Annotated in this window: 23 protein-coding genes and 1 pseudogene; 8 read left to right on the top strand and 16 right to left on the bottom strand. The window is 70.7% G+C overall.

Translation table 11 applies throughout. The annotated features are described in order from the left end of the window. Positions 1 to 4: 4 nt before the first annotated feature. A complete protein-coding gene (locus tag ACFYWS_RS03765; RefSeq protein WP_389269129.1) occupies positions 5 to 415 on the bottom strand; it encodes a RidA family protein in 411 nt (136 codons plus the stop codon). 86 nt (positions 416 to 501) lie between these two features. Here ACFYWS_RS03765 and ACFYWS_RS03760 point away from each other — a divergent pair, with 86 nt between their 5' ends. Together ACFYWS_RS03760 and ACFYWS_RS03755 are read left to right on the top strand one after the other, a co-directional pair. After that, positions 502 to 870, top strand: a complete 369-nt coding sequence (locus tag ACFYWS_RS03760) for a winged helix-turn-helix transcriptional regulator (protein WP_389269127.1) — start codon at positions 502 to 504, stop codon at positions 868 to 870. Between the two features lie 181 nt (positions 871 to 1,051). Then, complete coding sequence (locus ACFYWS_RS03755; protein ID WP_389269125.1) at positions 1,052 to 2,011, top strand: D-alanyl-D-alanine carboxypeptidase family protein; 960 nt, start codon at positions 1,052 to 1,054, stop codon at positions 2,009 to 2,011. Between the two features lie 90 nt (positions 2,012 to 2,101). Here ACFYWS_RS03755 and ACFYWS_RS03750 read toward each other — a convergent pair whose 3' ends face one another. The 10 genes from ACFYWS_RS03750 to ACFYWS_RS03705 form a co-directional block, all read right to left on the bottom strand. Further along, positions 2,102 to 3,676 (bottom strand): PTS ascorbate transporter subunit IIC, encoded by a 1,575-nt coding sequence (locus ACFYWS_RS03750; protein WP_389269123.1) that lies wholly within the window; start codon positions 3,674 to 3,676, stop codon positions 2,102 to 2,104. 37 nt (positions 3,677 to 3,713) lie between these two features. Next, a complete protein-coding gene (locus ACFYWS_RS03745; RefSeq protein ID WP_389269121.1) occupies positions 3,714 to 4,538 on the bottom strand; it encodes a PTS sugar transporter subunit IIA in 825 nt (274 codons plus the stop codon). Between the two features lie 170 nt (positions 4,539 to 4,708). Continuing rightward, positions 4,709 to 4,963 carry a hypothetical protein gene (locus ACFYWS_RS03740; protein ID WP_389269119.1) on the bottom strand — a complete coding sequence of 85 codons (255 nt, stop codon included), beginning with the start codon at positions 4,961 to 4,963 and terminating at the stop codon, positions 4,709 to 4,711. 162 nt (positions 4,964 to 5,125) lie between these two features. Beyond that, positions 5,126 to 6,016 carry an ABC transporter permease gene (locus tag ACFYWS_RS03735; protein WP_389269117.1) on the bottom strand — a complete coding sequence of 297 codons (891 nt, stop codon included), beginning with the start codon at positions 6,014 to 6,016 and terminating at the stop codon, positions 5,126 to 5,128. Next, positions 6,003 to 6,800, bottom strand: a complete 798-nt coding sequence (locus tag ACFYWS_RS03730) for an ABC transporter ATP-binding protein (protein ID WP_389269115.1) — start codon at positions 6,798 to 6,800, stop codon at positions 6,003 to 6,005. The genes ACFYWS_RS03735 and ACFYWS_RS03730 overlap by 14 nt, the downstream gene beginning before the upstream one ends. A gap of 56 nt (positions 6,801 to 6,856) precedes the next feature. Beyond that, entirely contained in the window at positions 6,857 to 7,963 is a 1,107-nt protein-coding gene (locus ACFYWS_RS03725) for an ABC transporter substrate-binding protein (RefSeq protein WP_389269113.1), read from the bottom strand. 114 nt (positions 7,964 to 8,077) lie between these two features. Continuing rightward, positions 8,078 to 8,179 (bottom strand): putative leader peptide, encoded by a 102-nt coding sequence (locus ACFYWS_RS03720; protein ID WP_323179740.1) that lies wholly within the window; start codon positions 8,177 to 8,179, stop codon positions 8,078 to 8,080. 131 nt (positions 8,180 to 8,310) lie between these two features. Beyond that, positions 8,311 to 9,549 (bottom strand): acyl-CoA dehydrogenase family protein, encoded by a 1,239-nt coding sequence (locus ACFYWS_RS03715; protein ID WP_389269110.1) that lies wholly within the window; start codon positions 9,547 to 9,549, stop codon positions 8,311 to 8,313. A 13-nt stretch (positions 9,550 to 9,562) separates the two neighbouring features. After that, a complete protein-coding gene (locus ACFYWS_RS03710) occupies positions 9,563 to 10,174 on the bottom strand; it encodes a winged helix-turn-helix domain-containing protein (protein ID WP_389269108.1) in 612 nt (203 codons plus the stop codon). 282 nt (positions 10,175 to 10,456) lie between these two features. Further along, entirely contained in the window at positions 10,457 to 11,458 is a 1,002-nt protein-coding gene (locus ACFYWS_RS03705) for an amino acid ABC transporter permease (protein ID WP_389269106.1), read from the bottom strand. Between the two features lie 649 nt (positions 11,459 to 12,107). Between ACFYWS_RS03705 and ACFYWS_RS03700 the strand changes: the two genes are divergently transcribed. Then, positions 12,108 to 13,061: an ABC transporter substrate-binding protein gene (locus tag ACFYWS_RS03700; RefSeq protein WP_389269104.1), complete on the top strand. Its 954-nt coding sequence runs from the start codon at positions 12,108 to 12,110 to the stop codon at positions 13,059 to 13,061. Between the two features lie 57 nt (positions 13,062 to 13,118). Here ACFYWS_RS03700 and ACFYWS_RS03695 read toward each other — a convergent pair whose 3' ends face one another. Both ACFYWS_RS03695 and ACFYWS_RS03690 read right to left on the bottom strand, forming a co-directional pair. After that, positions 13,119 to 15,830: a beta-N-acetylglucosaminidase domain-containing protein gene (locus ACFYWS_RS03695; RefSeq protein ID WP_389269102.1), complete on the bottom strand. Its 2,712-nt coding sequence runs from the start codon at positions 15,828 to 15,830 to the stop codon at positions 13,119 to 13,121. Between the two features lie 103 nt (positions 15,831 to 15,933). After that, entirely contained in the window at positions 15,934 to 17,145 is a 1,212-nt protein-coding gene (locus ACFYWS_RS03690) for a PucR family transcriptional regulator (RefSeq protein WP_389269100.1), read from the bottom strand. A 111-nt stretch (positions 17,146 to 17,256) separates the two neighbouring features. On the opposite strand from ACFYWS_RS03690, the gene ACFYWS_RS03685 reads away from it, so the two are divergent. From ACFYWS_RS03685 to ACFYWS_RS03670, 4 genes are read left to right on the top strand one after another with little or no spacing between them, the layout of a single operon-like run. Beyond that, complete coding sequence (locus ACFYWS_RS03685; protein WP_389269098.1) at positions 17,257 to 19,302, top strand: acetate--CoA ligase family protein; 2,046 nt, start codon at positions 17,257 to 17,259, stop codon at positions 19,300 to 19,302. Then, on the top strand, positions 19,299 to 20,621 hold the full coding sequence (locus ACFYWS_RS03680; RefSeq protein WP_389269096.1) for an alkyl sulfatase dimerization domain-containing protein: 1,323 nt from the start codon (positions 19,299 to 19,301) through the stop codon (positions 20,619 to 20,621). Before ACFYWS_RS03685 ends, ACFYWS_RS03680 begins: the two co-directional genes overlap by 4 nt. A 54-nt stretch (positions 20,622 to 20,675) precedes the next feature. Beyond that, positions 20,676 to 22,004 carry an MFS transporter gene (locus tag ACFYWS_RS03675; protein ID WP_389269094.1) on the top strand — a complete coding sequence of 443 codons (1,329 nt, stop codon included), beginning with the start codon at positions 20,676 to 20,678 and terminating at the stop codon, positions 22,002 to 22,004. Between the two features lie 36 nt (positions 22,005 to 22,040). Continuing rightward, positions 22,041 to 23,246: an alkyl sulfatase dimerization domain-containing protein gene (locus ACFYWS_RS03670; protein WP_389269092.1), complete on the top strand. Its 1,206-nt coding sequence runs from the start codon at positions 22,041 to 22,043 to the stop codon at positions 23,244 to 23,246. Positions 23,247 to 23,270: 24 nt separating this feature from the next. On the opposite strand, the gene ACFYWS_RS03665 is transcribed toward ACFYWS_RS03670, so the two are convergent. Further along, positions 23,271 to 24,185: an endonuclease/exonuclease/phosphatase family protein gene (locus ACFYWS_RS03665; protein ID WP_389269090.1), complete on the bottom strand. Its 915-nt coding sequence runs from the start codon at positions 24,183 to 24,185 to the stop codon at positions 23,271 to 23,273. A 154-nt stretch (positions 24,186 to 24,339) separates the two neighbouring features. Continuing rightward, positions 24,340 to 24,507 (bottom strand): annotated as a pseudogene (locus tag ACFYWS_RS03660) (transcriptional regulator); the annotation flags it as partial. A gap of 311 nt (positions 24,508 to 24,818) precedes the next feature. Between ACFYWS_RS03660 and ACFYWS_RS03655 the strand changes: the two are divergent. Then, on the top strand, positions 24,819 to 25,256 hold the full coding sequence (locus ACFYWS_RS03655) for a pyridoxamine 5'-phosphate oxidase family protein (RefSeq protein ID WP_389269088.1): 438 nt from the start codon (positions 24,819 to 24,821) through the stop codon (positions 25,254 to 25,256). A gap of 72 nt (positions 25,257 to 25,328) precedes the next feature. Here the strand turns inward: ACFYWS_RS03655 and ACFYWS_RS03650 are convergent, their stop codons facing one another. Continuing rightward, positions 25,329 to 26,327 carry an ester cyclase gene (locus tag ACFYWS_RS03650; protein WP_389269086.1) on the bottom strand — a complete coding sequence of 333 codons (999 nt, stop codon included), beginning with the start codon at positions 26,325 to 26,327 and terminating at the stop codon, positions 25,329 to 25,331. Positions 26,328 to 26,396: the final 69 nt, after the last annotated feature.

Below are 26,396 nucleotides of genomic sequence, written 5' to 3'. Positions count from 1 at the left end.
GGTCTCAGTCCAGCACCGCCGTCGCCTCGACCTCGACGAGTACGTCGGGCTCGAAGAGGCAGTCGACCCCGATCAGCGAGGCCGGGGGAAGCCGGTCGCCGAGGCCCAACTCCCCGGCCACCTGGCCGACTCCGGCCATGAACGCGTCGATCTTCTCGGGCGCCCACCGCACGACGTAGAACGTCAGCCGCACCACGTCGTCGAAGGTCGCGCCCGCGCCCGCGAGACCCGTCGCGGCGTTGCGCAGCGCGTGGGCGACCTGGCCGGCCAGGTCGCCCGGCGCGACCCGGGTCCCGTCCGGGGTGCGGGCGATCTGACCGCTCACGTACACATGGCGCGTGCCGGTGGCGACGGCGACGTGGTGGTAGGGGGTGGGCTGCGGCATGCCGGCGGGGGTGAAGTGGTGCACGGTCATCGGGGGCTCCTGACGTCGGATCGGCTTGGCGGTATACCTTTGCTACCTGGTGCACGAAGGACACTTCAACGGAACCAGGTTTCGGCATGGATACCGCCCCCGCCCCGGACAGCGAACTCCGCGTCACCGCGCCGCACCGGGAACTCCTCGACCAGGTGCTGGACAAGTGGTCGCTGAGCGTCCTCAACGAACTCTGCGAACGCCCCCGCCGGTTCAACGAACTGCGCCGCGCCATCCCCGCGGTGACACAGAAATCGCTCACCGCCACGCTCCGCCGACTGGAACGCAATGGCATCGTCGAGCGCGAACTGCTCAGCTCACGTCCGGTCGCCGTCGAGTACCGGATCACTCCCCTCGGCAAGACACTCCGGCGCCCCATCGATGTCCTGCTGGACTGGGCCACGACCCACATGCCCGAGGTCGAACGCGCACGCCTGACCTTCGACACGGAGTGAACCGGCAGGCGAGGTCATGGCTTCCACCACATGTCTGCACACCGCCTTCACGCAGGTGGGGGCTGTTACCCGGTTATGACATGGCGATCTTGACGGTAAGGGTCGGTGGGCAAGTAGGTTCGTGATGCACCGATTTACCATGACGAACCGGCGTTCACCCGCCGGAAGGAGGGGGCGTTCCATGGGTTCCCATGCCCGACCCAACCGACTGCACAAGACTGGAGCCAGATTCGCGACGGTCGCGCTCTTCGGCGCCGTCCTGCCGATCACCGCCGGTGGCATCGCCCAGGCCGCCACGCCGGCCGCCACGCACTCCGCCGAACAGAACGAGGGCGCGCCGGCCGCGGACGCCCAGGACGTCCCCGACGTCGCGGCCGAGCACGCCTACCTCCTGGACGCCCGCGACGGCAGCCAGGAGCGCGAGATGTGGGCCGGTGCCAAGGCCGACGAGAGTGTGTCGATGGCCAGCACGACGAAGATCATGACTGCTGTGGTCGTGCTCAAGCACCCGGAGTGGCTCGACCGGCAGATCACGGTCAAGCAGGAGTACCGCGACTACGTCCAGGAGAACGGCGCCAGCACCGCCGACCTCCAGACCGGCGACAAGCTGACCGCCCGTCAGCTGCTGCACGCCATGCTGATCCCCTCCGGCGGAGACGCCGCGATGGCCCTCGCCGACAACTACGGCAACGGGGCCACCACGGAGGCGCGGATCGCCGACTTCTTGGCTCAGATGAACGCCGAAGCGGCCCAACTGGGCATGACCGGCACCCACTTCGACTCGTTCGACGGCATCTCGCACGGCGACAACCGCAGCACCGCCCGCGACCTGGCCAAGCTCGGCCAGCGCGCCATGCTCCAGCCGATCTTCGCCGACGTCGTGAAGCTGAAGAAGTACGAGGCCGAGGCCCCGGCGGCCAACGGCCGCACCCGGTACTACACCTGGGAAACCACCAACGACCTGCTGAGCAGCTACGACGGCGCCCTGGGCGTCAAGACGGGCAGCGGCGAAGAGGCCGGCTACTCCCTCGTCTTCGCCGCGAAGCGCGACAACCGCACCCTTGTCGGCGCCATCGTCGGCGCCGACAAGGAGGTCTTCGGCGACGCCACGAAGATGCTCGACTGGGGCTTCTCGCACTGACGCGACGACCCGTCACGCCGTACGAAGCCGTCGAAGGCCCGCTGAACCCCGGCGGGTTCAGCGGGCCTTCGACGTGGTCGGGGCAGCCGCTCAGTCCTCCGGCGGAGGCGGCGGCACCGGGGCGCCCGCCGGAGGCGTGATCTTCGAGTACGTGCGGGAGACCGGTGTCCCGCCGCCCGCGGACTCGTCGTGCTGCTCCGGGCGGTCCTCCGGCGGCAGCAGCGCGGCGCGCTTGGCGCCCGGGTCCCAGCCGGTCTCCACGATCCGCTTCTGCCAGGTGATGGCCGCGGCCAGGATCAGCAGGCCGACCACGAGCATGAGGACCACACCCGCGACGTCACCCGCCTTGGCGACGTTGCCGAGGATCAGGCCGAGCCAGCCGAAGTCGGCGTCGCCGAACGTGGTGTTGGCCGAGCCGAACGAGCCGAGCACGCCCAGCAGGAACGCGGGCAGGAACGTGATCAGCACGCCGTTGAGGAACGACCCGATCGCCGCGCCGCGGCGCCCGCCCGTCGCGTTGCCGAAGACACCCGCCGCACCACCGGTGAAGAAGTGCGGGACGAGACCGGGCAGCACCAGGGCCGTCCCGAAGGCCGGCTTGAAGACACCCACCAGCAGCCCCAGGCTGACCAGGCCGCCGACGAACGAGCAGATGAAGCCGACGAGCACGGCGTTCTGCGCGTAGGGGAAGACGATCGGGGCGTCCAGGGCGGGGATGGCGCCGGGCACGACCTTCTGCGCGATGCCCTGGAAGGCGGGGACCAGCTCGCCGAGGATCGTACGGACACCGAACAGGATGACGGCGACGGCGATGCCGAACTGGAGACCCTGGTTGACCGATGACATCAGGTAGTTGCCGACACCCGTGGAGGCCGTGCCGCCGTCCGTCGCGAACGCCTTGAACGCCTCGGTCCTGCCGACCTTCGCGAGGAACACGATGGCCATGATCATGTAGATGAGCAGCATCGACAGGGCGGTGGCCACCATCGAGTCACGCAGGAAGCGCAGGCCCTCGGGAAGGTTCATCTCCTCCGTCGAGCGGCTCTTCTTGCCGACGGCCTGCCCCGTGGAACCGGAGAGGATGTACCCGGCGGTCCCGAAGTGCCCGACGGCGACGGTGTTGTTGCCGGTGACGCGCTTCGTCCAGGGATGTGCGAAGGCGGGCATCGAGACGAGCATGATGCCGAGCAGCACCGCGCCGGCGACGACCACGATCCACGAAGTGACACCGGCGGTCGCCATCACCATCGTCAACAGCGTTGCCATGAACAGCATGTGATGGCCGGTCAGAAACACGTACGACAGCGGCGTGAAGCGGGCGAGCAGCAGGCTGACGAGGAAGCCGAGGATCATCAGCCATGCCACCCGCGAGCCGTACTCGGCCTGCGCGATGCCGACGATCGCCTCGTTGGTGGGGATCACACCGTGCGAACCGGTGGCACCCGTGATCATCGTGCCGAGCGGGGCGAGCGAGTTGGTGACCAGCGTCGCGCCCGCGCCGATCAGCAGAAAGCCGAGGGTCGCCTTGATGGCTCCGCCGATGACCTGACCGGCACTCTTCTTCAGGGCGATGAGGCCGACGGCCGTGATGATGCCGATGAGATAGGCGGGGACGCTGAGGAACTCGTTGACGATGAATTTCGCGATGTCGACGAGGGTGTTCATACGGACTCCTGGGGAGGGGAGCGGTGCGGGCGGAGGATCAGACGTCGTAGAGGTCGCGCATCGCCGCGTCCACCTCCTTGGTGCTGGTGAAGTCCTCGATCACCCGCACCGGCACCCCTACGTCGCCGAGCGTCCGCGCGATCTCCCGCGACGTCATGATGGCCACCGCCTCGGACGCCTTGCCCTTCGCGGAGATGGTGTCGGTCGCCTCGGTGGTGATGTACCGGCCCCACTTCCAGCGGTCGAGCACCTTGTCCAGCGTCGACTTGAGGAACAGGCTCGTGCCGACCCCGTTGCCGCACACCGTCAGGATCTTGTGCATGCCGTGCCCCGAGCCCTTGGACGCGGGCCGTTCGGGCGTGCTGCCGGACGGTGCCGGTGCCGGTGCCGGTGCCGGTTCCGATTCCGGTGCCGCGTCCCCTACGAGGATCTGCCGCAGGGCCTCCGGTGTCGGTGCGCGGTCGAGGGCCGCGGAGGTGTCCGGGTCGGCGAGCAGCCGGGCGAGGGCGCCCATCGCCTGGGTGTGTGCTCCGGCGTCCTCGGCGGCGAGGGCGACGACGAGGTGCACCGGGTCGTTGGTCTCGTGCCCGAAGCTCACCGGCGTCGAGAGCCGGACCCACGACATGCCCGTACGCAGGACGGCGGGGGAGGGCCGGGCGTGCGCGAAGGCGAAGCCGGGCGCGATGACGATGTAGGGGCCGTTCTCCTGGACGTTGCGGAGCATCTCCTCGGTGTACGTGTCCGTGCTCACGTCCGTGGAGACGAGCAGGTCACCGGCGGTGCGGACGGCGGACTGCCAGTCGGGGGCGGCGACGTCGAGGCGGATGGCCTCCACGGGGATCAGATCGCTCAGTTCACTCATACGAGCAGTGGTCCCGAGCCGCGGTCCCCGTGTCAGCACGACACGCCGGGTGAAGACACCTTCGTTATGAGGTTCCTCCGTGCGACGGCCGGCACACGCGGAGGCGGCCCCGCCGAAGCGGGGCCGCCTGCGTGACGCGTCATGCGAAGGGGCACAGCCCCGGGGTGACCTCAGCGACCGGCGTAGTCGTAGTACCGGTGGTGGTGCTTCCAGGCGCCGACGTTGTGGTGGGCCGCCAGCGAGTTGGAGACCGTGACTCCGTCACGGCCGCCGACGTTGACGAATTCCTGACCTGCGACACCGGCGTGGTTGTACACGTGGCTGCTGTCGTGACGGCTGTCGTCGACGTCGGCGACGGCGGGGCCGGCGGCCAGGAATCCAGCCACCGAGGCGACGGCGACAGCGGCTGCGATGCGACGCACCATGAACTTCTCCTTCTGAAAGGGATCAAGTGATCACTTAAAACATCAGCAGACCGCGGAGAGAAGCGCACCTCGGGCCGCTCCTTCGACACCCGCGTGCAGCAACGCGTTCCCCTGCCCGGCCTCATGACCGGCGGCGTGCCGGGGCGACCGGGGCCCGCATGGTCAGCGGGTGACCAGCAGCCCCCGCCCCCGCAGCACCCGTCGCTCCAGCGGGCTGAAGATCAGCAGGTCGATGGCGATGCCGACGAGGAGGATCAGGAGGATGGCCAGGAACACCTGCGACATGCTGCTGTTGTTGCGGCCGTTCTCCAGCAACTGGCCGAGCCCCACGCCGAGATCGGGCGACGAGGCGATGATCTCGGCGGCCATCAGCGAGCGCCACGAGAAGGCCCAGCCCTGCTTCAGCCCGGCGAGATACCCCGGGAGCGCGCCCGGCATCACGATGTGCCACGCCCCCCGCAGCCCGGTCGCGCCCAGGGTCCGCCCGGCGCGCAGGTACAGCGGCGGGATCTGGTCGACGCCCGCGACGAGACCGTTCGCGATGGAGGGGACCGCGCCGAGCAGGATCACGGCGTACATCATCGAGTCGTTGAGGCCCAGCCAGATGACGGCGGGCGGTACCCACGCCACCGACGGCAGCGCCTGCAGACCCGACAGGATGGGACCGATGGCCGAGCGCACGAATCGTACGCGGGCCACCAACAGGCCGAGCGGTGTGCCGATGGCGAGGGCGAGGAGGAAGCCGAACAGGCCGCGTGACACGGACGTCCAGATGGAGTCGAGGAGCGTGCCCTGGAGCCAGGCCGTGCGCACCTCGCCCCACACATCGGACGGCGAGGGCAGCTTGTAGTCGGGGACGGCCCCCGCCCACACCAGCAGCTGCCAGACCGCCAGCACCACCGCGACCGCGGTGACCGGCGGAAGCACCTTGCGGCGCAGTGTCTCGCGCAGCGGCGTGCGGACGGGCTGCACCGAGTCGAGTGCGTCGAGCCCGGCCTCCAGACCCGCGATGCCGCTGTCCTTGGTGGCGACGGCGTTGTCAGTGGCGGCCATGGCGGCGGATCTCCCCACGCAGTTCTTCGGTGATCTCGGCGGACAGCTCGGCGACCGAGGTGTCCTCCAGGCGGCGCGGCCGCGGCAGGTCGACCGTCCACTCCCGGGCGACGCGGCCGGGGCGGGACGACAGCAGGACGACGCGCTCGGCCAGGCGCACCGCCTCGCGCACGTTGTGTGTCACGAACAGCACCGACACACTCGTCTCCTGCCAGATGCGGGTGAGCTCGTCGTGCAGTACATCGCGGGTGATCGCGTCGAGCGCGGCGAACGGCTCGTCCATCAGCAGCAGCCGGCTGTCCTGGGCCAGCGCACGGGCGAGTGCCACGCGCTGGCGCATCCCGCCGGACAGTTCGTGCACCCGCTTGCCGTGCGCTCCGGCCAGGCGCACGAGGTCGAGCAGCCGCGCCGCCTCGGCGCGCCGCTCCTGCGCGGCGACCCCGCGCAGCTTCAGTGCCAGCTCGATGTTCTTGCCCGCGGTCAGCCACGGGAACAACGCGTGCTCCTGGAACATCAGGGCGGGCCTGCCGTTCGTGGCGATGGACCCCGCGGACGGCAGGTCGAGTCCGGCGGCCAGGTTGAGCAGGGTGGACTTGCCGCAGCCCGAGGCCCCCAGGAGGGTGACGAACTCACCCGGCGCGACATCGAGTGTGATGTCGTCCAGGACGAGCTGCTGTCCACCGGGTGTGCCCGGTGCGGGGAAGGACTTCGAGACATGCTCGATACGCGCCGCGTGTGTCACCGTCTCGACGGCCTCGGCCGGCTTGTGTGTCGTGGTGGCCATGGGCGTCACCTCCTGAGGGCTCGTCAACTCGTGGTCTTGCCCGGTCCGTTGGGTTGTTACTTCGTGCCGAGGCCGGCGTCGTCGACCTCGGCCCGGCCCTCTGCCTTGAGGACCTTGTTGAGCGGCTCGAGGTCGTAGATGCCCCTGAGGTCGGGCTGCTCGAGGAGGCCGGACTTCACCGCGTGCTTGGCCTCGGAGTCGAGGGTCGAGGCCAGCGGGTCGTCGAGGAAGTCGATGGACTTCCAGGCCGGGTCGATGACCTTGGCGGGCAGCGCCTTGCCCGACAGCTTCTGCAGCGCCGCGTTGGCGGAGGCCTTGGCCTTCCCCGGGTTGGCGTTGATCCACTTGTTGGTCTTCACCGAGCCGCGCAGCACGGCCTCGACGACGTCCGGGTGCTCCTTGAGGAACTTCTGCGACACGATGATGTTCGTGATCACGAACTTCTTGTCGGGCCACAGGTCGGCCTCGTCGAGGATGACCTTGCCGCCCTCGGAGACCAGCTTGGACGCGGTCGGCTCGGGCACCCAGGCGCCGTCGATGGAGCCGGACTTGTAGGCGTCGGGAGTGATCTTGTTGTCGCTGCGGACGACGGAGACATCGCCCTTGCCGCTCTGGGCGTCGACCTTCCAGCCCTTCTCCGCGATCCAGTTGAGGAACGCGACGTCCTGCGTGTTGCCGAACTGGGGCGTGGCGATCTTCTTGCCCTTGAGGTCGTCCAGGGACTTGATCTTCTTCGGGTTCACGACCAGCTTGACGCCGCCGGAGGCCGAACCGCCGATGATCCGCAGGGACTTGCCCTGGGACTTGGTGTATCCGTTGATGGCGGGGGAGGGGCCGATCCAGCCGATGTCGATGGACCCGGCGTTCAGCGCCTCGATCTCGGAGGGGCCGGCGTTGAAGGTCGACGGCTTGATCTCGGTGCCGCCGAGCTCTTTCTGGAGCAGGCCCGACTGGACGCCCACGAGGGCGGTGCCGTGCGTCAGGTTGGGGAAGTAGCCGATCTTCACCTCGTCGGCGGAGAGCTTCTTGGCGCCCTTCGCGGCCTTGGCCTGGTCGCCGCTGTCGGTCGACTCGGACCCGTAGCCGCACGCGGTCAGCAGAAGGGGGAGTACCGCTACGGCGGCGAGGGTGCGCAGGGTGGTGCGGGGGCGTGCGGCAGACACGGAGGTGTCCTCTCGGGAAATGAGTGCTTCAGGGGAGGCGCGCGGGGCGCCGTGGGACCGCGGGCCGGCGTTCGGTCCGGCCGGGGCGGCCGTCGTCCAGTGGACGGAGACGGCTCAGGCGGCCCGACAGATGGCGCTGGACGTGCGGCCGAGGTCGATGTGGCGGCGCGAGGTCAGCAGGAGGCGCGACAGGTCCGCGCGGCTGAGCGTTCGCATGGCCACCCCCTGACTTCCCCAGTTTTCCTACCTGACAGATAGGGATCGTGGCAGAAGGAAGCGCTCACCCCAAGAGGGTGTTCATCATGTGGACGTACGTGTCTCGTATGTCGAGAACCCTGCGGGAATCCTCAGGCGGGCAGGGCGAACGGAGGCTGCGCACCGTTGAGGAAGTAGTCGCCGATGTCGCGGAGTTGGTGCCCGAGCGGCTCGTAAAGGGTGTGGGTGCGGGCGTTGCGCCAGAAGCGGTCGAAGCCCAGGCGTGCGGAGGCGGCCCGTGGGCCGACGATGTCGAGGGCCCGGGTGGTGGACTCCTGCGCGGCCCGCGAAGCGGCACTCTCCGCCATGGTCACGAGGGCGGCGACCTCCGCGTACTCGTCATAGGCGAGCTCGTCGCCGAGCGCCAGGGCTTCCTGTACGGCCCCCAGTGCCTGGCTGGCGAGCGCCGACGCGGAGCGGATGAGCACGGTGAGTTCCCCGTAGGTGGTCAGCACCTGCGGGTCGTGCGGGCTGCCGACCGGCCAGGCCGGGTGCAGGGGTGTCTGGCCCGTCCTGCTGTACTCGCGGGCCTCGGCAAGGGTTCCCTCGGCCGTGCCGAGCAGGACCTGGACGGAGACGAGGTGGGCGACCGGCGACGCCAGCGCCGTCCGGGGCGGCAGGAAGTCCTCGTCCGCGGAGAGCGGGCCGAGCACCTCGTCGGCGGCGACCGCCACGTCGTCGAACTCCACGCTGCCGCCGGCCGCGAGCCGGCGGCCGAAGGTGTCGGCGGCGGCGTCGACCACGACACCGTGCCGGTCGGCGTCCACCACGACGGCGAGCGGCGCGCCCGAGTCCGCCCGCACGGCCCGCACGGCGAGCCGGTCGGCGGCCAGGACGCCGGTGCTGTAGTCCTGCCGCCCGTTGAGCACCAGCCCGCCGGAGCTCCTGGTCAGCGTCAACGCGGGTTCCTGGCGGGCGAATCCGCCGCCCCAGCACCACTGCTCGGCCGCGGACCGCTCCTCCATCTGCGCGGCGAGCGCGGGCCCGGCGAAGAACCGGGCACTGCCCGCCAAGAAGTAGTGGCTGCCGAGGAGTTGGCCGATCGCGCCGTCCGCCGCGGCGATCTCGCGGACGACGGCGAGGGCGGCGGCCCAGTCCCCGCCGCCCCCGCAGCCTCCATCGGTCCCGGCCGACGCCGGAGGTGTCAGCAGGCCCGCCTCGCGCAGCCGGGACACCTCGTCGACGGGGGCCTTGCCCGCCTGCTCCCTGGCGACCGCGTCCGTGGCGAGATCGTCCGCCACCTCGCGGGCCACCCGCAGCCAGTGCGGATGGTCGGAGCCGGTCCGGTCGTGGGCCGGGGTGGGGCGGGGCGACGCGGTGGCAGGGCCCATCACGGTGTTCTCCTCAAGGTCGGTGGCAGGGAGCGGGGTCCGGGCTCTCCTGCCCGTCGGGGCGGCGCTCGGGGACGTACTTGTAGCCCACGCGCCGTACGGTGACGATCCGTTGGCGGTGGGCCCTGCCCAGCTTGCGGCGGAGCCGGGCGATGTGGACGTCCACGGTTCGGCCGTCGCCGACGTGGTCGTAGCCCCAGACGGAGGTCACCAGCAGCTCGCGCGTCAGCACGTGGTGGGGGCGCTTCACGAGATGGGCGAGGAGCGCGAACTCCAGGTAGGTGAGGTCGAGTTCACGCCCGTCCAGCTCGGCCACGTGTCGCACCGGGTCGATGCGGATGGCGCCGTCGTCCGCGGGCCGCGCGGCGGCCGCCGGGGCGGGGGCCGGGTCCGCGGGGTCGACCGGCCGGATCTCGGGCCGGGGCCCGCCCTCGGCGAAGAGCTCGGCGGGGTCGGTGCCCTCGGGGACGAGCAGCAGATATCCGACCATCGGTACGGAGCCGCGCTGCCCGGAGCCGCCGCCCTGCGGGGTGTCGCGGACGAGGTCGCGTACGAGGCTGAGGTGACGGGCGTCGGAGGGTGGCGCGGTGGCGTGGGGGGTCCGGGTCTGCGGTGCCGTGGTCATGGCGGTTGTCCCTCGATGGTGTGTCGGGTCACCGGGGCGCGATGGGTGAACCTGCCCTGGTGGCCTGGGAATTGGCGTGCGGAGCGGCACGATCCGGCCTGTGGGCCGGGTGCCTTACGCGCGACAGCACGCGGCGCTGACGACGTGACCAAAGTCGACATGCCGACGACGAACGAGTCGCTGCTGCGTACGGGACATGTGCACCATCCTGTGCGTCCGGGCGGGCCCGGTCAAGGATTTCCTAGTAATTCGGTAGGGAAAGTGGGGAAGGTGTGGCGCAGCTCACCGGTCACCGCCGATCGCGGGGCGCGCGTCGGCCGCCGTCACCCTGCTCAACCAGGCGCGCACGGCGGTGGATCGGCCGCGCAGCCGCTGCAACGGAGTGGGTGGCAGTGTCCGCGAGTCACCCCGCGCGTAGTGCCGCTCGACGTAGAACTGACCCACGCTGAGCACGCTGGTGACCGCGATGTACCAGAGCGTGGCGACCATGAGCAGTGGGATGACCTGGTACGTCTGGTTGTAGATGAGCTGCGCCGAGTACAGCAGGTCGTGCACGGCGAGCACGCTGACGATGCTCGTGCCCTTCAGGGTCCCGATGAGCATGTTCCCCGCGGTCGGCACGATCGAGCGCATCGCCTGCGGGACGACGATCCGGCGCAGTGTGCGGCGCCTGCTCAGCCCGAGCGCCTGGGCGGCCAGGGTCTGCCCGGAGTCCACGGAGATGATGCCGCCGCGCACCACCTCGGCGGCGTACGCGCTCTCGTGCAGCGTCAGGCCGATGAGGGCGGTGAGCGTCGGGCCGAACAGGTTCACCGTCTTGACCGTGACGAACTCCGGGCCGAACGGGATGCCGAGCCCCAGCGTGGGATACAGGGTGCCGATGTTGAACCAGAACAGCAGCTGCACCAGGAGCGGCGTGGACCGGAAGATCCACACGTACCCCCAACTCAGCGTGCGCAGCACCGGATTGGCGGACAGTCGCATCGTCGCGAGGACGGTGCCGAGCAGAAACCCGAGCACCATCACGGCGGCGGTCAGCCACACCGTCAGGAGCAGCCCGTCGAGCACGGCGGAGGTGGTGAAGTAGTGGCCCACCACCTCCCACTCGAAGGCGTCGTTGCGGACCACGGAGTTCAGCACCATCGCGAAGACGAGCAGCGCGACGGCGGCGGACGCCCAGCGCCCGAGGTGCCGGCGAGGCACGATCCGGGGGCGGACGGCGGTGGTGGTCGGCTCCTCGGGCGGCGCGGCGGGGGAAGGTTCTACGTAGGACGACGTGGTCATCGGGGCTCTCCGGGGAGGGAATCGCAGGCATGGGTGGGAACACCCGGCGGCACTCGCGGGGTGCGGAGTGTGGCCGGGCAGGCGGGAGTTTGAAGTCAGGCCCTAGCTAGGGCCTGACTTCAAACGACAGGCTCTCGGCGTCGTCACATGCGCCGCGTCCCTCAACGCGACCGGAGCGGCCGCCGCGCACTGCGAGGCCGGTCCGCCGTCGATCGTATGCGTCCGCGGCGCTGGTGTGTCAACAGCGCCTGGACGCCCCCGAGTCGAGGTGCCCCGGCATCCGGACGCCGACCGGGCGCGGCTTGACGAACAGCTCGATGTCCTGCTCAATTGTCCGCATGACTGCCCAGCGCTTGGTCTCGCGTGACCACATCGACTTCGGTCGGGTGTGGTCCGCGGCGTGTTGCGCCTGAAGCGGCAGCGGGCCCTCTGACCGGCCCTTCCCTCCCTCGGTGACCCCGTCGCGGGCCGAGTTTCCTTCCCTACGCGCGCTGCCGCGACTCCTTCCTTCACGACTTCTCGTGACACCTCACGATGCTCGACGTCGTCACACCTGCCCCGACCCGTCGCCCTCCTCGCGTACGGGTCGTCATTCGACATGCCTCCGGTGCCCCGCGCACCGTTCGCACACCTGAAAGGCCCCCGACCCGTGAACCTGCCCGGGACCAGAACCCGACCGCGCCTCGCCGCACTCGCCCTGCTGCCGCTCCTCGCGCTGACCGCCTGCGGCTCGGGCGACACCGACGGAGCGGCCGGGGCGGGCGCGCAGGCGGCTGCCGCGCCGAGCGGCAACCCGGTCGCCGCCGTCCGCAAGGTGGAATCCGCCGCCAAGCTGCTGCCCGCCGACGTCCGCAAGAAGGGCACGCTGCGCATCGGCAGCTCGACCGGAGGCCCGCCCGCCGCGTACTACCCGAACGGCACCGGCAAGAAGGCCGTGGGCCAGGACATCGAGCTCGCCGACGCCGCGGCCAAGGTGCTCGGCATCGAACTCCGCCGCCAGGACGCCTCGTTCGAGACGATCCTCCCGGCGCTGGAGAGCGGCAAGTACGACCTCGGCACCGGAAACTTCGGTGTCACCGCGGAGCGTCTGAAGACCATCGACTTCGTCACCTACATCAACGACGGCCAGGGCTTCGCGGTCAAGACGGGTGACACTTCGTTCGGCAAGAAGATCACCGACCTCAAGCAGCTCTGCGGCCGGAACATCGGTGTCGGCGCGGGCACCACGTTCGAGGCGACCCTCGACGCGCAGAAGGCACGCTGCACCAGGGCGGGCAAGAAGCCGTACGACGTGCAGGTCTTCTCCGACAATGGCGCCACCCTCACCGCGCTCCAGCAGGGCCGCATCGACGTGATCATGTCGACCATCAACGGACTGCGCCACCAGGCGAGCAAGTCCGCCTCGCACACCACCTTCCTCGGCGAGTTCCACCGTCTCGACGTCGGCTTCGCCTTCAAGAAGGACTCCCGTCTCACCAAGGCCTTCCAGGCAGCGGTCAACGAGCTGATCAAGGACGGGACGTACGAGCGGATTCTCAAGAAGTGGGGCACGTCCGCGTCCGCGATCGAGACATCACGGGTCAATCCGCCCGAGCACGCCTGAGCGGGTGCGGGGATCCGGTAGTGGCTCCCCGCACCCGCGCTGTTCACGGCACCACGCCTACTTGGTGATGACCTCGCTCACCACGGGCGCGGCCGAACCGTCGGCCCACGCGAGCCGTACCGCGTCCGCACTCGTCCCGGCGGGCGCGGGCAGGGCGGTGACGGAGCCGTCGAGCGGGCCGAGGTCCTGCCACGTGCCACCGACGCGCAGCTGCACCCGCGCCTTCGAGGCGCTCGCGTCGTCCGGGCGCAGCACCGTCACCGAGGACACGGAACGCGGCGCCGGGTACGTCACCGCGAGCGCGTCACCCGAGGCCGGGGCGGAGGCGGCACGGTAGGCGGTCTCGGGGACGCCGTCCGCCGCAGCGGCAAGGCTGCTGCCGTCCGCCGGGGCCGGGCCGCCGCTCACCGTCGGACGGTCCGTCCGCGCCACCGTGAACTCGCGGACGACCAGCCAGTTCGTCTGGTCGGCCGTCGCGCGGGCGCGCACGTACCGGGCGGTCGTGCCGCTCGGGGCGTCCGCCGTCCACGTCGCCTTGCCGCTGAACTCCGCGCCCAGCGCGTGCCACGTCGTGCCGTCCGACGAGTACTCCAGGACGCCCTTGTGCAGGTAGTCCTCGGTGCTGCCGGACTTGCCCATGGCCACCGTCACGGAGCCGAGCGGCTGCTCACCGCCCAGGTCGACACCGACATCCTCGCCCGACTTCGGCGACCGGCTGCTCCAGAAGTACGTGGAGTCGTCGCCGTCGGTCATCCGGTCGGCCGTATTGCCGTTGTAGACGGGCAACTTGGTGGTGCCGGTCGGCTGCGGCGGCAGGCCGAGGTCCTTGCTGAAGGTGTCCCGCACCTTCGCGAAGAACGGTTCGAGCACACCCTCGCCGACGACCACCGGGACCTTGTTGCCATTGAGGTCGGTGTACCGGAACGACTTCGCCTCGGCGACCAGTCCGGGCAGCCGCTGACGGAGCGTCCAGGCCGCCTCGGCGTGCCCGGCGCGCTGCTCCTCCAGCATCCGCACCGCCGCGACCCCGGCCCTGCCCCACGCCCCCGCGGAGTCCAGCCACGGCCCGGAATCCTCGACGAAGCCCTTCTCGACGCCGCCGCGGATCGTCGCCGGCGCGTCCCGCAGCGCCGCGAACGCCGCCGTCAGCCGGGACGCCGGGACCGAGCCGTCCCCGTACCCCTGCATCAGCTTCGCCAGCTCCGGCGCCTCCACGGAGTCCATCCGCGAGCTGTGGTTGACGTCCGTGAACGCCAGCAGCGCCCGCGCGACCTTCGCGTTCCCGCCGGCCGTCTCCTCGACGGCGGCGCGGTAGGAGGCGTCGGGATCGTACGCCGAGTCGTTCCACGTGTAGTCGGCGACGGTGTGCAGGGCGAGCTTCGAGGCGTACGGCTGGATCATCGGGTTGGCGGTGATCCCCGCCAGCTCCTCGGCGAGCCCCTTCTCGCGACCGCTGAACGGGCCCAGGAAGAGACGCCCGGTCGCGAAGTCGTTCACGGGATAGTTGTCCCAGGTCAGAATCGCGTGCCCGAAGACCCCCTTGGCCCGCTTCGCCTGAGCCACCGTCATCGTCGGCGCCACGACACCCTCGCCCGTCCACTCGACGAGCACATCCTTGTCGAGCTGCCCGGCGATCGCCGTCTTGTACGGCGTGGAGGTGGTGTTGTAGTACTCCGTCGGCACCATCTGCAGCGGCAGCGCGCCGTCATGGGTCTTGATGAACTGCTGGTTGACGCGGTTGAGGAGATACGCCTGCGCCTGACCGGCGGCGCCGCCGCCGGTGCCCCACTTCGCCTTGTCCGCGTCGCAGTTCCAGTCGGTGTAGCTGATGTCGTCCAGCGGTACCGCGAACTGCCGCACCCCGATGTCCCACAGCGTCTGGAACTTGTCGGTGAGGGCCTTGAGGTCGTCGTCCGAGCTGTAACAGACGCTCAGGCCGGGGGAGAGGGCGTAGGTGAACTCGACGTGGTTCGCCCGCGCCCGGTCCACCAACTCATCGATCTGGTGGAGCTGTTCGGCCGGGTACGGGTCGCGCCACTTGGCGCGCAGATATGGGTCGTCCTTCGGCGAGTACACGTAGATGTTCATCTTGTGCGCGCCGTAGTAGTCGAGCTGGTCCAGGCGCGCCTCGTGCGACCACGGGGTGCCGTAGAAGCCCTCGATGACACCGCGCACCGGCGTCGCGGGCCAGTCGCGCACGGCCAGTCCGCGCACGGTGGCGCCGGGGGCCTTGCGGTGCGGCAGTACCTGGCGCAGCGACTGCGCCGCGTAGTACGTGCCGGTCGGATCGGCGCCGGACAGTACGATGCGGCCCGCGCCCTTGCCGCCCATGGCGAGGACGTAGCCCTCGGCGGCGAGCCCGGCAGGACCGTCGGTGCGCAGGGCGTCGAGCGCGCCGGCGGAGGCCGGGTTCTCGGACGGCCCGCCGACGTAGACCGCGAGCGAACCGGAGCCCGCGGGGGCCTTCTGCGCGGTGGTGACATCCCGCGCACCGGCCGCCTTGAGGACGGCGGTGGTCAGCTTCACGGCGGCCGGGTCGGACTTCGCGCCGGTGACGACCGTGACGGCGGGGGTGATGGTGACCCGGTCGGAGCGTTGCCGCTCGCTGTGCGGGGCCGGGGTGATGGTGGGTGCGCCCCGATCGGACCCGGACCCTGATCCGGCGACGGCCGGGCCCGAGCCGAACGTGAGGGGAGCGGCGGCCAGGGCCGCCACGGCGAGGACGGCGATGAGCGGCGTCCTGCGGGATCTGTGCTTCGGGCGGAACATGAGTGAACCTCCACGGTGGGCACATACAACCTGCTCTAGCGGACTAGACCACTCTGATGATGAGGTGTCAATGTTGCGTGAAGAAGCGGGAGTTCGCGCAGTTTCACGCATCCCGGTGCTCCGGTCCGCCGATCCCCATCGCGGCTCCGAGCACCAACAGGCCCTGTGCCGTACGGGGGTTGACGCCGGTCAGCGCGTCGACGCGGGACAGGCGGTTGTCGATCGTGTTCGGGTGGACGTGGAGCTGCTGCGCGGTCTGCCGACGGTTGAAGTCGTTCGCGAAGTAGGCGCCGACCGTCGTCAGAAGGTCCGGTTCGGTGCGCAGCTGCTCCACGAGGGAGCGCAGGTGCGGGACCGCCTCGCTCTCGTGGCGGAGGTGGTACGTGAACAGATGGTCGCCGAGTACGGCCACCTCGTCGGGGGCCGCGGCAAGAGGGAGCAGCCGGCGGGCCTGCGCGGCCGCGGACGGGATCCGGGCGTGGTCGCCGGCATGGGCGAAGCCGGCGGTCATGTCGATCCCCGTGGCCTGCCGGACCCGTGGCAGTGCGGCGCGCGCCGTCTCCAGCCCGTGGTCCGGGCGGCCGGGATCCGAGGGGACGAGGACGAGCCCGCCGTCCGGGTCGAGGGCCGTCAGCAGGTCCGCTTCGCCGGCCTCGTCGCTGAAGGCGCGCAACAGCTCCTCGGTGAGCCGGTGCACCTTGCGGCGCCCGGCGAGACGGCGGCCCAGCGCGTCCCCGATGGACTCCGAGTGGTCCGTGACGAACCGCAGCGCGAGCACCGCGTAGGAGTCGGCGAGCCGGATGCCGAAACGTGTGGCCGCCCCCGTGGCCCGCTCGCCCGCCACCAGTGCCCGCACCGTCGCCCGCCTGGCCTCGCGCTCCTCGCTGCGGGTGGCCTGGAACTCCTGCTGGTGCGCGTCGAGCGCCTCGCGTGTCACGTGGCGCAGCCAGCGCAGCAGCACCGCGCCCGCCTCCGGCGGCAGTTCACCGTCGGCGACCAGCGTCAGCTCGTGCCACACCTCTTCGGCGCACAGGTGGTAGGCCTCCATGAAATGCGCGGCCGGAAGCCCCTCCGCGCCCCGCGCGTGGGCACGCTCGCGGAACAGTCGCAGTTCCTCGTCGCGGGGCTCGCGCAGTTCCCGTGCCATGCGGACGTAGAGCCGGGCCCCCTCGCGACAGGTATGCGCCATGTGGCGGTGCAGATGCTCCGTCACGACGCCCTGGTAGTGCGGGGAACCGTCCACGTACCTGCGCATGATGCGATCCGTCACCGCCGGTATGCGCCGCTCCAGCCTGTCCCACGGTCCTTGTGACATGTCACAGCACGGTAGCCGAAATCTTGGTGACCAAGCGCTTACTCCCTGTGGTTCGCGTCGGCACAGTGGGACCCGTCCGCGGTGGTCCGAACCCCAGGGAGTTGTCCGTTGGTGCCCGAAGTCATGCGTTGCGAGCCGTTGTTCCGGCCGAAGTCCGTTGCCGTGGTGGGTGTCTCGGCGTCCCAGGAGCTGTCATGGGGGCGTATCACCGTGCAGCGACTGCTGTCCGGTGGATACGAGGGTGATGTCTACGCCGTCACCAGGGGAGAGCTGACGCTTCCGGGCGTCACGACCGTGGGGTCGCTCGCCGAGCTCGGGCACGGCCCGGACCTGGTCGTCCTGGCGACCCCGGCGGCGACCGTGCCCGGCCTGCTGCGCGAGGCCCGCCAGGCAGGCGCCGGCGCGGCGATCGTCTACGCGTCCGGCTTCGCCGAGGAGGGCGACGACCGACTCCAGGACGAACTGCGCGCCGCGGCGGGCGACATGCCGGTGCTCGGCCCCAACTGCCTCGGCCTGGTGAGCCGCCCGGCCGGAGTGCAGGTGTCGACGACGGTGTTCCTGGACCGTGAGCGAGGGGATCCCGGTCCGGTCGCGATCGTCACGCAGAGCGGCGCCGTCGGATTCGTCCTCGCCGACCTCCTGGAGCGCGCAGGCCTCGGGTACTCCTACTACGCCAGTGTCGGCAACGAGGCGTGCCTGTCGGTCGGCGAACTCGGCGGCCACCTGCTCGCGCAGCCCGACGTCGAGGTGCTGGTCCTGTACCTGGAGGGTGTCCGCGACGCGGCGGGACTGCGGGAACTGGGGCGCCAGGCCCGGCAGTCCGGGAAGACCGTCGTCGCGCTGACCGTGGGGCGCAGCGCCGCGGGCCGCCGAGCCGCCCTCTCGCACACCGCCGCCGTCGCCGGCGACCACCTGCTGCTCGCCTCGCTGTGCCGCCAGGAGGGCATCCGGCTGGTGACCGACGACGACCAGCTCGTGGACGCGGTGCTGTGCGCCCGCCGGGGCATCCGGCTCCAGCCCGCGCCACGGCTCGCGGTCCTCACCATGTCCGGCGGCGCGGGCGGTGTGCTCGCCGACAACCTGACGGCGATGGGCGTCCGCGTCCCCCCGCTGTCGGCCGAGACACGGAGCCGACTCGCCGCGATCGGCGGCGTGGAGGCCACGGACGCCAACCCGGTCGACCTCGGCGGCAACCTGTTCCGCTGGATGGACCGCGTCGAGGACCTCCTCGGCGCACTCGACGAGGACCCCGAACTCGACGGCGTCGTCCTGTACTTGACGTTCGGCGACCTGTTCCCGGAGGCCTACCACCGCCTCGCGCGAGCGGCGAAGTCGATGCGGACACCGGCCTGGTTCGTATGGGCGTGCGCGCCGTCCGGTGAACTCGAACGGCTGGGCATGCCGGAGACCGTGGTCGGCAGCATCGGCGCGTTCCTGCGGCGGCTGCGCGTCCTGGTCCCGGACGCCACGCCGGTCGGTGCCGTGCCGCACGAGCGGCCTGCCGCGGCGCAGTGGGCGTGGTCCGAACTGCGTTCCGCGCCACTGATCGAGGCCGTGGGCATCGCCCACGTACCGACTGTCTCCGCCGACAGCGCGGACGGGCTCGTCGCGGAGGTCCGGAGCGCCGGACTGCGGGGCCCTTACGTCCTCAAGGGGGACGCCGCGGACGTACCGCACCGCGCGCGGCACGGCCTGGTGCGGGTCGGAGTGGAGGAAGGGCAACTGGCGCATCAGGCAGCAGAGTTGGGCCTTCGCCTGGCGGGCGCATCCACCGACCCGGACCGTCGCCTGGTGGCGCAACCCGTCCTGGAACACACCGCCGAGCTGGCCCTCGGCGCGACCCACGACCCGGTCTACGGCACCGCCCTGCTGCTCGGCGCCGGCGGCGACCGCGCCGAGGACCCCGCGGCACCACGCCGCGGCCTGCTGCTTCCGGCCACCGACGAGCAGATCCTCGAACTCGCGGACTGGGCCGCCTTCGTACTCGACGCGCCCACGGAGGCGACCGCTCAGGCCGTCACCTCCCTGGCCCGGCTGTTGGACGAGCACCCCGGCATCGAAGAGGTCGACATCAACCCGCTCTGCGTCGTCGGCGACCGGCTGATCGCCGTCGACGCGCTGATCACACACCACGAGGAAGAAGGAGCCCGCACATGACCGACGACCTGCTCGCATACGCCGACCGCGTATGGCGCGGCGAGGCAAGCACGAAGGTCTACCACTCCGGCGAGCTGCGCCGCGAAGGTCTGCGCGAGGTCGCGGACGGGGTGTGGATGTGGCCGGCCTTCGGCAACGTCTACCTCTTCCCCACCTCCGACGGCCTGTTCTGCTACGACACCGGGGAGAAGCGCACGGCAGGCGATCTGCACGCCGCGGTGCGGGCCCGCACCGACGCGCCGCTGCACACCGCCGTGTACTCCCACGGACACATCGACCACGTCTTCGGGATGGCCCCCTTCGACACCGAGGCCGCTGAGCGCGGCGCGCCCCGCCCCACGGTCGTCGCCCACGAGAACACCCCGCCGCGCTTCCGCCGCTACGCCGCGACCGCCGGCTACAACGGCGTGATCAACCAACGCCAGTTCCAGCGCCCCGACTTCCGGTGGCCCACCGACTACCGCCACCCCGATGTCACCTACTCCGACCGCACCGACCTCCGCGTAGGAGACCTCGACGTACGGCTGCGGCACGCGCGCGGCGAGACCGACGACGCCACCATCGCGTGGCTGCCCGAGCGCGGGATCCTGTGCTGCGGCGACTTCTTCATCTGGTCGTCGCCGAACCCCGGCAACCCCCAGAAGGTCCAGCGATACGCCCTGGAGTGGGCGCAGGCCCTGCGCTGGATGGCCTCTCTGGGAGCGGAGATCCTGCTGCCGGGCCACGGAGTGCCGATCGTCGGCGCCGAGCGCATCCGCACCGCGCTCACCGACACCGCCGAGTTCCTGCAGACCCTGCACGACCAGACGCTCGCCGCCATGAACGCCGGGGCGACCCTGGACGAGGTCGTCCACGAGGTCACCGCACCCGCCGAGCTGCTGCGCAAGCCGTACCTCAAGCCGTCCTACGACGAGCCCGAGTTCGTCGTCCGCAACCTCTGGCGGCTGTACGGGGGTTGGTACGACGGAGACCCCTCCCACCTCAAGCCCGCCCGCCGCGGCGAACTGTCCCGCGAGATCGCGCAGCTGACCGGCGGCGCGGACCGGCTCGCGGAACGGGCCCGCGAACTCCTCGCCCGCGGCGAGCACCGGCTTGCCGGTCACTTCGCCCAGCTGGCCGCCGACGCCGCCCCGGACGACAAGGACGCACACGCGGCCCGCGCCGACGTCTTCGCCGCCCTGGAGAAGGCGGCCACGTCCACGATGGCCAAGGGCGTCTACGCCTGGGCCGCCGCCGAGTCCCGCGCCGTCCTCGCGGGCGACGACCTCGACAGCCAGCTGCGCGCGCGGACCGCGGGCCGTACCCGATGGGCCCTGTGACGGTGGGCCCTGTGACGAAGGAGAGCCGGCGTGGACACCCCCTCCGTACGACCCGTGACTGACCGAACCGACACACCACCCGCGGCACCACCGCGAGCGCGCGAGACACGGAGCGGCAGCCCCCGGCGTGCCTGGCTCGTGACCTTCCTGCTGCTGGTCTTCATGCTGATCAACTTCCTCGACAAAGCCGTCCTCGGCCTGGCGGCGAAGCCGATCATGCACGATCTCGGGCTCAGCCCCAGCGAGTACGGGCTGCTCTCCAGCGGCTTCTACTTCCTCTTCAGCCTCTCGGCGATCCTCGTCGGCTTCGCCTCCGACCGCGTGCCCACGAAGTGGCTGCTCATGACGATGGCCGTGGTGTGGGCGCTGACCATGCTGCCGGTCCTCGCACCCGTCGGATTCGGTGTGCTGCTCGCCAGCCGCGTGGTGCTGGGGGCGGCGGAAGGTCCTGCCAACCCGGTCGCCATGCACGCCGTGCACAAGTGGTTCCCGAACGAGAAGCGGAGCCTGCCCACCGCGCTGCTCAACGTCGGCCCCGGAATCGGAGTTGCGCTGGCGTCGCCGCTGCTCGTCGCGGTGATCGCGGCATTCGGCTGGCGGTGGGCGTTCGTGTCGCTCTTCGCGGTCGGCGTGGTGTGGGCGCTGCTGTGGGCCGTCCTGGGCAAGGAGGGAAGTGTCTCCGGCGCCGGGTCCCAGCACCCGAGCGGGACACCGGCGGCCGTGGCCGACGAGCCCCGCATCCCCTACCGCCGCATCCTGCTCAGCGGCACCTGGCTGGGCGGCTTCGTGGGAGCCTTCGCCGCCTATTGGGCGCTGGCGCTGCTGATCGCATGGGTACCGCCCTACCTGGAGACCGTCCTCGGGTACAGCCCGGCCACCACCGGCACGCTGGTGGTGCTGCCCTGGATCGCCACGGCCGTGTTCAACCTCGCGCAGGGTGTGTTCACGCAGTGGCTGATGCGGCGCGGAGTCTCCAGCCGGATGGCCCGCGGTGTGCTCGGCGGGGTCGGCATCCTCGTCGCGGGCGTCGCGATGCTGCTGTTCCCGGTCGCCCCCGGCGGCTGGCCACAACTCGCCCTGCTCACCGTCGCGTTCGGGCTTGGCGGAATCCTCTTCGCCATCGGGGTCACCGTCACCAGCGAGATCACCCCCACTCGCCAGCGTGGCTCCGTCCTGTCCATCACCGTAGGCATCGTCACCACGGCCGGCCTGCTCGCTCCGTACGTGACCGGCCTCATCATCGAGGCCGCACCGGACCCGGCCGCCGGATACGGCCTGGCGTTCACGACGGCCGGAGCGCTCATGCTGGCGGGCGGACTGCTCGCCGTGATCTTCGTACGCCCCGAGCGCGACGCCCGCCGCCTCGGCCGCACCCACCCGTGAGGCCCCAACTCCCTCCCGTACGAAGGAGCGTTGCCTGTGCTCACCACGAAGCCCGACGACAATCCCCTGCTCGGCTCCCGAGAGGTCCAGGTCGTCGCACCCGGCGTCTACACCATCGGCCTACAAGGCAACAGCCTCGCCGTGGAGACCGATCAAGGGCTGCTGATCATCGACTCGGGACCCGCCCCGACCGTCGTCCCCGAAGCCCTTGACCGGCTGCGCGAACACACGGACGAACCGGTGCGCTGGATCGTCTACAGCCACGGACACCTCGGCTACAACTACGGAGTGCCGGGCTTCCTCGACGCCGCAGCCGAACGCGGGGAGCCCCGGCCGACCGTCATCGCCCACGAGAACGTCGTCCGCCGCTACCGTCGCTACCTGGAGACCGCCGGACTGCAGAACCACATCAACACCCGCCAGTTCCGCAGGAGTTCCGAGGCCTTCCCGACCGTGCCGCCGCTGACCTTCCCCGACGAGACGTACGGCGAGTCCCTCACGCTGGGCAGCACGGGCCGCACCGTCCGGCTGCTGTGGGCCCCCTCGGAGACCGACGACGTGACCGCCGTGTGGTTGCCGCAGGAACGGATCCTGTACGGCAGCGCCGCCGTCATCAACGGCATCCCGAACATCGGCACACCGATGCGCACCATGCGCGACACCGTCCGCTGGGCCGACACCCTCGACCGGCTCGCCGCACTCGAACCCACCACCGTGATCCCGGAGTTCGGCCCGGTCATCCGCGAGGGCGGCGCCGAACAGCTCACCGCGACCGCGGCCGCCCTGCGCTGGCTGCGCCGCGCGGTCGTGGACCGCCTCAACGAGGGTGCGTGCGCGGACGACATCGTGCACGAACTCGACTACCCCGCCGAGCTGTTCGACGTCCCGTGGATGCGGGGGGCCTACGGCCACCGCGAGTACATCGTCCGGGACATCGTGCGGTCCGAGACCGGCTGGTGGGACGGGAACCCGACGACCCTGCACCCCTCTCGCCCCGCCGTCGCCGCGGCGGCCCGCGCGGAGGCGATCACCGACAAACAGGCAGTGCTCGACCACGCGGCCCGGCTGCGGGACACGGGCCAGGTGCAGGAGGCCCTGCACGTCATCGACCTCCTGGCCCTGGCCCCCGGCGACGCCCCCGAACTCGCGGCGGCCCGCGAGCTCAAGGGCGAGCTGTGCCGCCTACGGGCGAAGGAGGCCACCAGCTACGTGTCGCGCAGCTTCTACCGCGTGACGGACTGAACCGCCTGCCCGGCTGGACCGAACTCAGCCGAGCGTGACCCTCACCTGTACCGGCAGATGGTCACTGGGGAACTGGCCGTTCTTCTCATACGTGTTGATGGCCGCGGAGTGCACGGTCACGCCCGGCGTGGCGAGTATCCAGTCGATGCGGTCGCCGTCCGGGACGAGCGGCTTGTAACCGTGGAACGTCGCGTAGAGCTTGCCGCGTTCGGCGGCCGTGTCCCAGGTGTCCTGGAGGCCCGTGGCGAGGAGCTGGTCGTAGACCGGGTTGCCGTGCGCCGCCACGTTGAAGTCGCCGGTCATCAGCAGCGGCAGGGACGTGTCGAGGGCCGCGATCCGCGAGGCGATCAGCTCCGCCGACTTCACGCGGGAGAGCTGGACCTGGTGGTCGAAGTGGGTGTTGAGGACGTAGAACTCCTTGCCGCCGTCGGTGAGGTCGGCGAAGCGCACCCATGTGGCCATCCGGATCACCGAGTTGCCCCAGGTCTTGGAGCCGATCAGCTCCGGGGTGTCGGAGAGCCAGAAGTGGTCGTACTCGACGGGGCGCAGGCGCCGCGTGTCGTAGAAGACGGTGGCGAACTCGTCCCGGCTGCCGCCCGCTCTGCCCGTGCCGATCCAGGCGTAGTGTTCGCCCAAGTCGGCGTGAATGTCCTGGAGTTGGTGGTACAGGCCCTCCTGGGTGCCGATGACATGCGGCCGTTGCGCGCGGAGCAGGTCGCGCATCACGGGGCGGCGGTCGGCCCAGGAGTGGGGCGAGGTGTCGGAGGCGTAGCGGAGGTTGAACGTCATGACGTGCAGACGCCCTCCGCGGCCCGACGCCGCGGCCCCGGCGGGCGAGGCGGTCGCGGGCGTGACCGCCGAGGCGGCGGGAAGCGCCGCGGCGACGGCGAGTACGGCGCGCAGTCCGTGGCGGCGGGTGAGGCGGGGTTGCTCGGTCATGGTTCCTCCTGGTGCGTCGAGGGCTGGGCAGGGACCCACGGTGGCGAACCCGGGTGTGGCGGAGGTGAACGTTCGGCGGCGGTGGGTGTGACGTCTGTGGGCCCTTGACTCCCTTGTGCCCAGGGGGTGTTGGGGTGATGCAGGGGGCGGAGGGTTATGCGTGAGGTGGTGCTGGGTTCGGCCGAGTAGGCGTCAGGTCGTGCACCGCGCGGTTTGCCATCGGCCGGCCCAGGGAGAGATGGGAGAGTTCCATGTCTCCGACGTCGGGATGGCTCAGCCGTTTGAGACCTTCGTGACGGATGCGGACGTCGTGGGCGGCCCACTGGGAGCGGAACTCGGGCTGAGCGTGGACAGTTCGCCGATGAGTTCGTGCAGCGCCCGGTCGTGGGGTTCACGGCCCGCACGCGGTGACCATCGTCGCCCCGGCCGGGGCGACGCTCCTGCTGCCGGCGATCTGCTTGCAGGCCGGTTCGGTCCCGGCGACGGTCGTGCTGGTCGCGCTGCTGGGCTTCTTCGGCCTCGGCGCCAACCCGGTTGCGGCCGGAAGGCTCGCTCAGCCCCGTCCTAGGCCGGAAGTCGCAGGTCGGAGGTCGGTCGACAGGAGGTGTGCGACACCACAGGGTGGGCGGTGTGATGTCTCGTGACTTTGATGTGGACCCGTTCCTGCGGCAGCCGCTCACCGCGCGCCTCGCCACCAGCGGCCCGACCGTCCGCCCGGTCTGGTTCCTGTGGGAGGACGGCGCGTTCTGGGTGCTGACCGGGCCGTGGGCCCGGCTGTACGACCGGGTGAAGGAGGACCCGAACGTCGCGCTGGTGGTGGACGAGTGCGACGTCGCGACGGGCCGCGTTCAGCAGGTGATCGCGCGGGGGCGGGCGGAGCTCGTACCGTTCGACGTGCCCAGGGGCCGACGCAAACTGGTCCGCTATCTGGGAGCGGACGAGGCACTGTGGGACGAGCGGTTCGTGGGCTATCTGTACGACGAGCCGAGCCAACGCGGCACGATGTGGCTGAGGATGACCCCCGCCTCGCTCACGGCCAAGGACCTCAGTTACTCGGCCGCGCCGTCCTGACGGACGCGGGCCCGGCGCAGCATGGCGCCGGGCCCGCACCCGACCCGCGAGGGGCCGGCGGAACGGAGGGAATCAGTAGATGTTCGCCGCCACGTCCGCGCCCTCCTCGCGGCCCGCGTTGATCTGCGCGCGCAGCGCGATCTCGTCGTATACGCGGACCTCCTTCACGATGCGGCCGTCCTGGATCAGGAACTGCGAGACACCGAGGACCGTGACCGGCTTGCCGGTGAGCGGGCCGAAGGCGGGGATGCCGCGGTACGTGCCGTGCATGGTCCAGGTCACGGCCACGCGCAGCCCCGCGTACCGCTCGGCGGAGTGGGTCTGGACGTCCCGTACGGCGAAGCGCGCGTCGGGGAAGGGGCCGACCATCTCCAGGAGGTCGGCCTGGTAGCGCTCCGGACGGATGACGGTGCGGTCGCCGATGGTGTGCAGGAAGAGGTCGCGGGCCATGAAGTCGTTGACCTTGTTGAGCTGGCGCTGCGACCAGACCTGGTCGATGAAGTCGAGGACCATCTCGCACTCGGGGCGGAAGTCGTCGGGGCGCGGCCCGCTGACACCTTCCAGGAGCACGTCCTTCGGCGGCTCCTCGGTCATCGACCCGGTGTAGCCCTGGAACTGGAGGCCGCGCGCGGCCTCGTCCGGGTCGATGCCGAGCTGCAGACAGTCCGCGAGGTCGTCGCGCACCACCCACTCCTCGACCATGCGGCCGCGCCGGTAGAGGCAGTTGGCGACCGTGCGCTTGCGGACACGGACGTTGCGGCCGTCCACGAGGTGCTCGTCGGCGGAGAAGACCAGGTGCGAGCTGAGGAACGCGTCGTCACCGCGGGCCTCCCACACCACGTCCTCGGCCTGGCCGACGTGGCCCGGCACGGCGGCCATCCGCATCGTGCTGCCCTCGATCACGCCGTCGCGGCCGACGACCGTACCGAGGCTGGCGTGGACGATCGAGTCGGGCTCGTAGTTGTCGACGATGTGGGCGATGTCGCGCTCGACCCAGATGCGGTCGGTCACCTCGCGGATGAACTCGTCCGGGTCGTTGTAGGGCTCGTACGCGACGGGGTCCAGGGCCATGGTGCTTTCCGTTCCAGTGCGGTGTGAATGCGTATGTAGAGATTGCTTGACGGGTGGGTGGTCGGGCAA

The organism is Streptomyces sp. NPDC002795, from assembly GCF_042888725.1.
Lineage (GTDB): Bacteria > Actinomycetota > Actinomycetes > Streptomycetales > Streptomycetaceae > Streptomyces.
The sequence above is the reverse complement of the archived record's forward strand: the minus strand, read 5'-3'. Positions and strand labels throughout refer to the sequence as shown.

Excerpts from the sequence above, each read along its gene's own strand:
- ACFYWS_RS03715 (WP_389269110.1), bottom strand. The coding sequence starts at position 9,549 with ATGGGCCCTGCCACCGCGTCGCCCCGCCCCACCCCGGCCCACGACCGG.
- ACFYWS_RS03720 (WP_323179740.1), bottom strand. The coding sequence starts at position 8,179 with ATGCGAACGCTCAGCCGCGCGGACCTGTCGCGCCTCCTGCTGACCTCG.
- ACFYWS_RS03705 (WP_389269106.1), bottom strand. The coding sequence starts at position 11,458 with ATGACCACGTCGTCCTACGTAGAACCTTCCCCCGCCGCGCCGCCCGAG.
- ACFYWS_RS03765 (WP_389269129.1), bottom strand. The coding sequence starts at position 415 with ATGACCGTGCACCACTTCACCCCCGCCGGCATGCCGCAGCCCACCCCC.
- ACFYWS_RS03680 (WP_389269096.1), top strand. The coding sequence starts at position 19,299 with ATGACCGACGACCTGCTCGCATACGCCGACCGCGTATGGCGCGGCGAG.
- ACFYWS_RS03735 (WP_389269117.1), bottom strand. The coding sequence starts at position 6,016 with ATGGCCGCCACTGACAACGCCGTCGCCACCAAGGACAGCGGCATCGCG.
- ACFYWS_RS03730 (WP_389269115.1), bottom strand. The coding sequence starts at position 6,800 with ATGGCCACCACGACACACAAGCCGGCCGAGGCCGTCGAGACGGTGACA.
- ACFYWS_RS03690 (WP_389269100.1), bottom strand. The coding sequence starts at position 17,145 with ATGTCACAAGGACCGTGGGACAGGCTGGAGCGGCGCATACCGGCGGTG.
- ACFYWS_RS03750 (WP_389269123.1), bottom strand. The coding sequence starts at position 3,676 with ATGAACACCCTCGTCGACATCGCGAAATTCATCGTCAACGAGTTCCTC.
- ACFYWS_RS03740 (WP_389269119.1), bottom strand. The coding sequence starts at position 4,963 with ATGGTGCGTCGCATCGCAGCCGCTGTCGCCGTCGCCTCGGTGGCTGGA.
- ACFYWS_RS03755 (WP_389269125.1), top strand. The coding sequence starts at position 1,052 with ATGGGTTCCCATGCCCGACCCAACCGACTGCACAAGACTGGAGCCAGA.
- ACFYWS_RS03695 (WP_389269102.1), bottom strand. The coding sequence starts at position 15,830 with ATGTTCCGCCCGAAGCACAGATCCCGCAGGACGCCGCTCATCGCCGTC.
- ACFYWS_RS03760 (WP_389269127.1), top strand. The coding sequence starts at position 502 with ATGGATACCGCCCCCGCCCCGGACAGCGAACTCCGCGTCACCGCGCCG.
- ACFYWS_RS03655 (WP_389269088.1), top strand. The coding sequence starts at position 24,819 with ATGTCTCGTGACTTTGATGTGGACCCGTTCCTGCGGCAGCCGCTCACC.
- ACFYWS_RS03745 (WP_389269121.1), bottom strand. The coding sequence starts at position 4,538 with ATGAGTGAACTGAGCGATCTGATCCCCGTGGAGGCCATCCGCCTCGAC.
- ACFYWS_RS03665 (WP_389269090.1), bottom strand. The coding sequence starts at position 24,185 with ATGACCGAGCAACCCCGCCTCACCCGCCGCCACGGACTGCGCGCCGTA.
- ACFYWS_RS03650 (WP_389269086.1), bottom strand. The coding sequence starts at position 26,327 with ATGGCCCTGGACCCCGTCGCGTACGAGCCCTACAACGACCCGGACGAG.
- ACFYWS_RS03710 (WP_389269108.1), bottom strand. The coding sequence starts at position 10,174 with ATGACCACGGCACCGCAGACCCGGACCCCCCACGCCACCGCGCCACCC.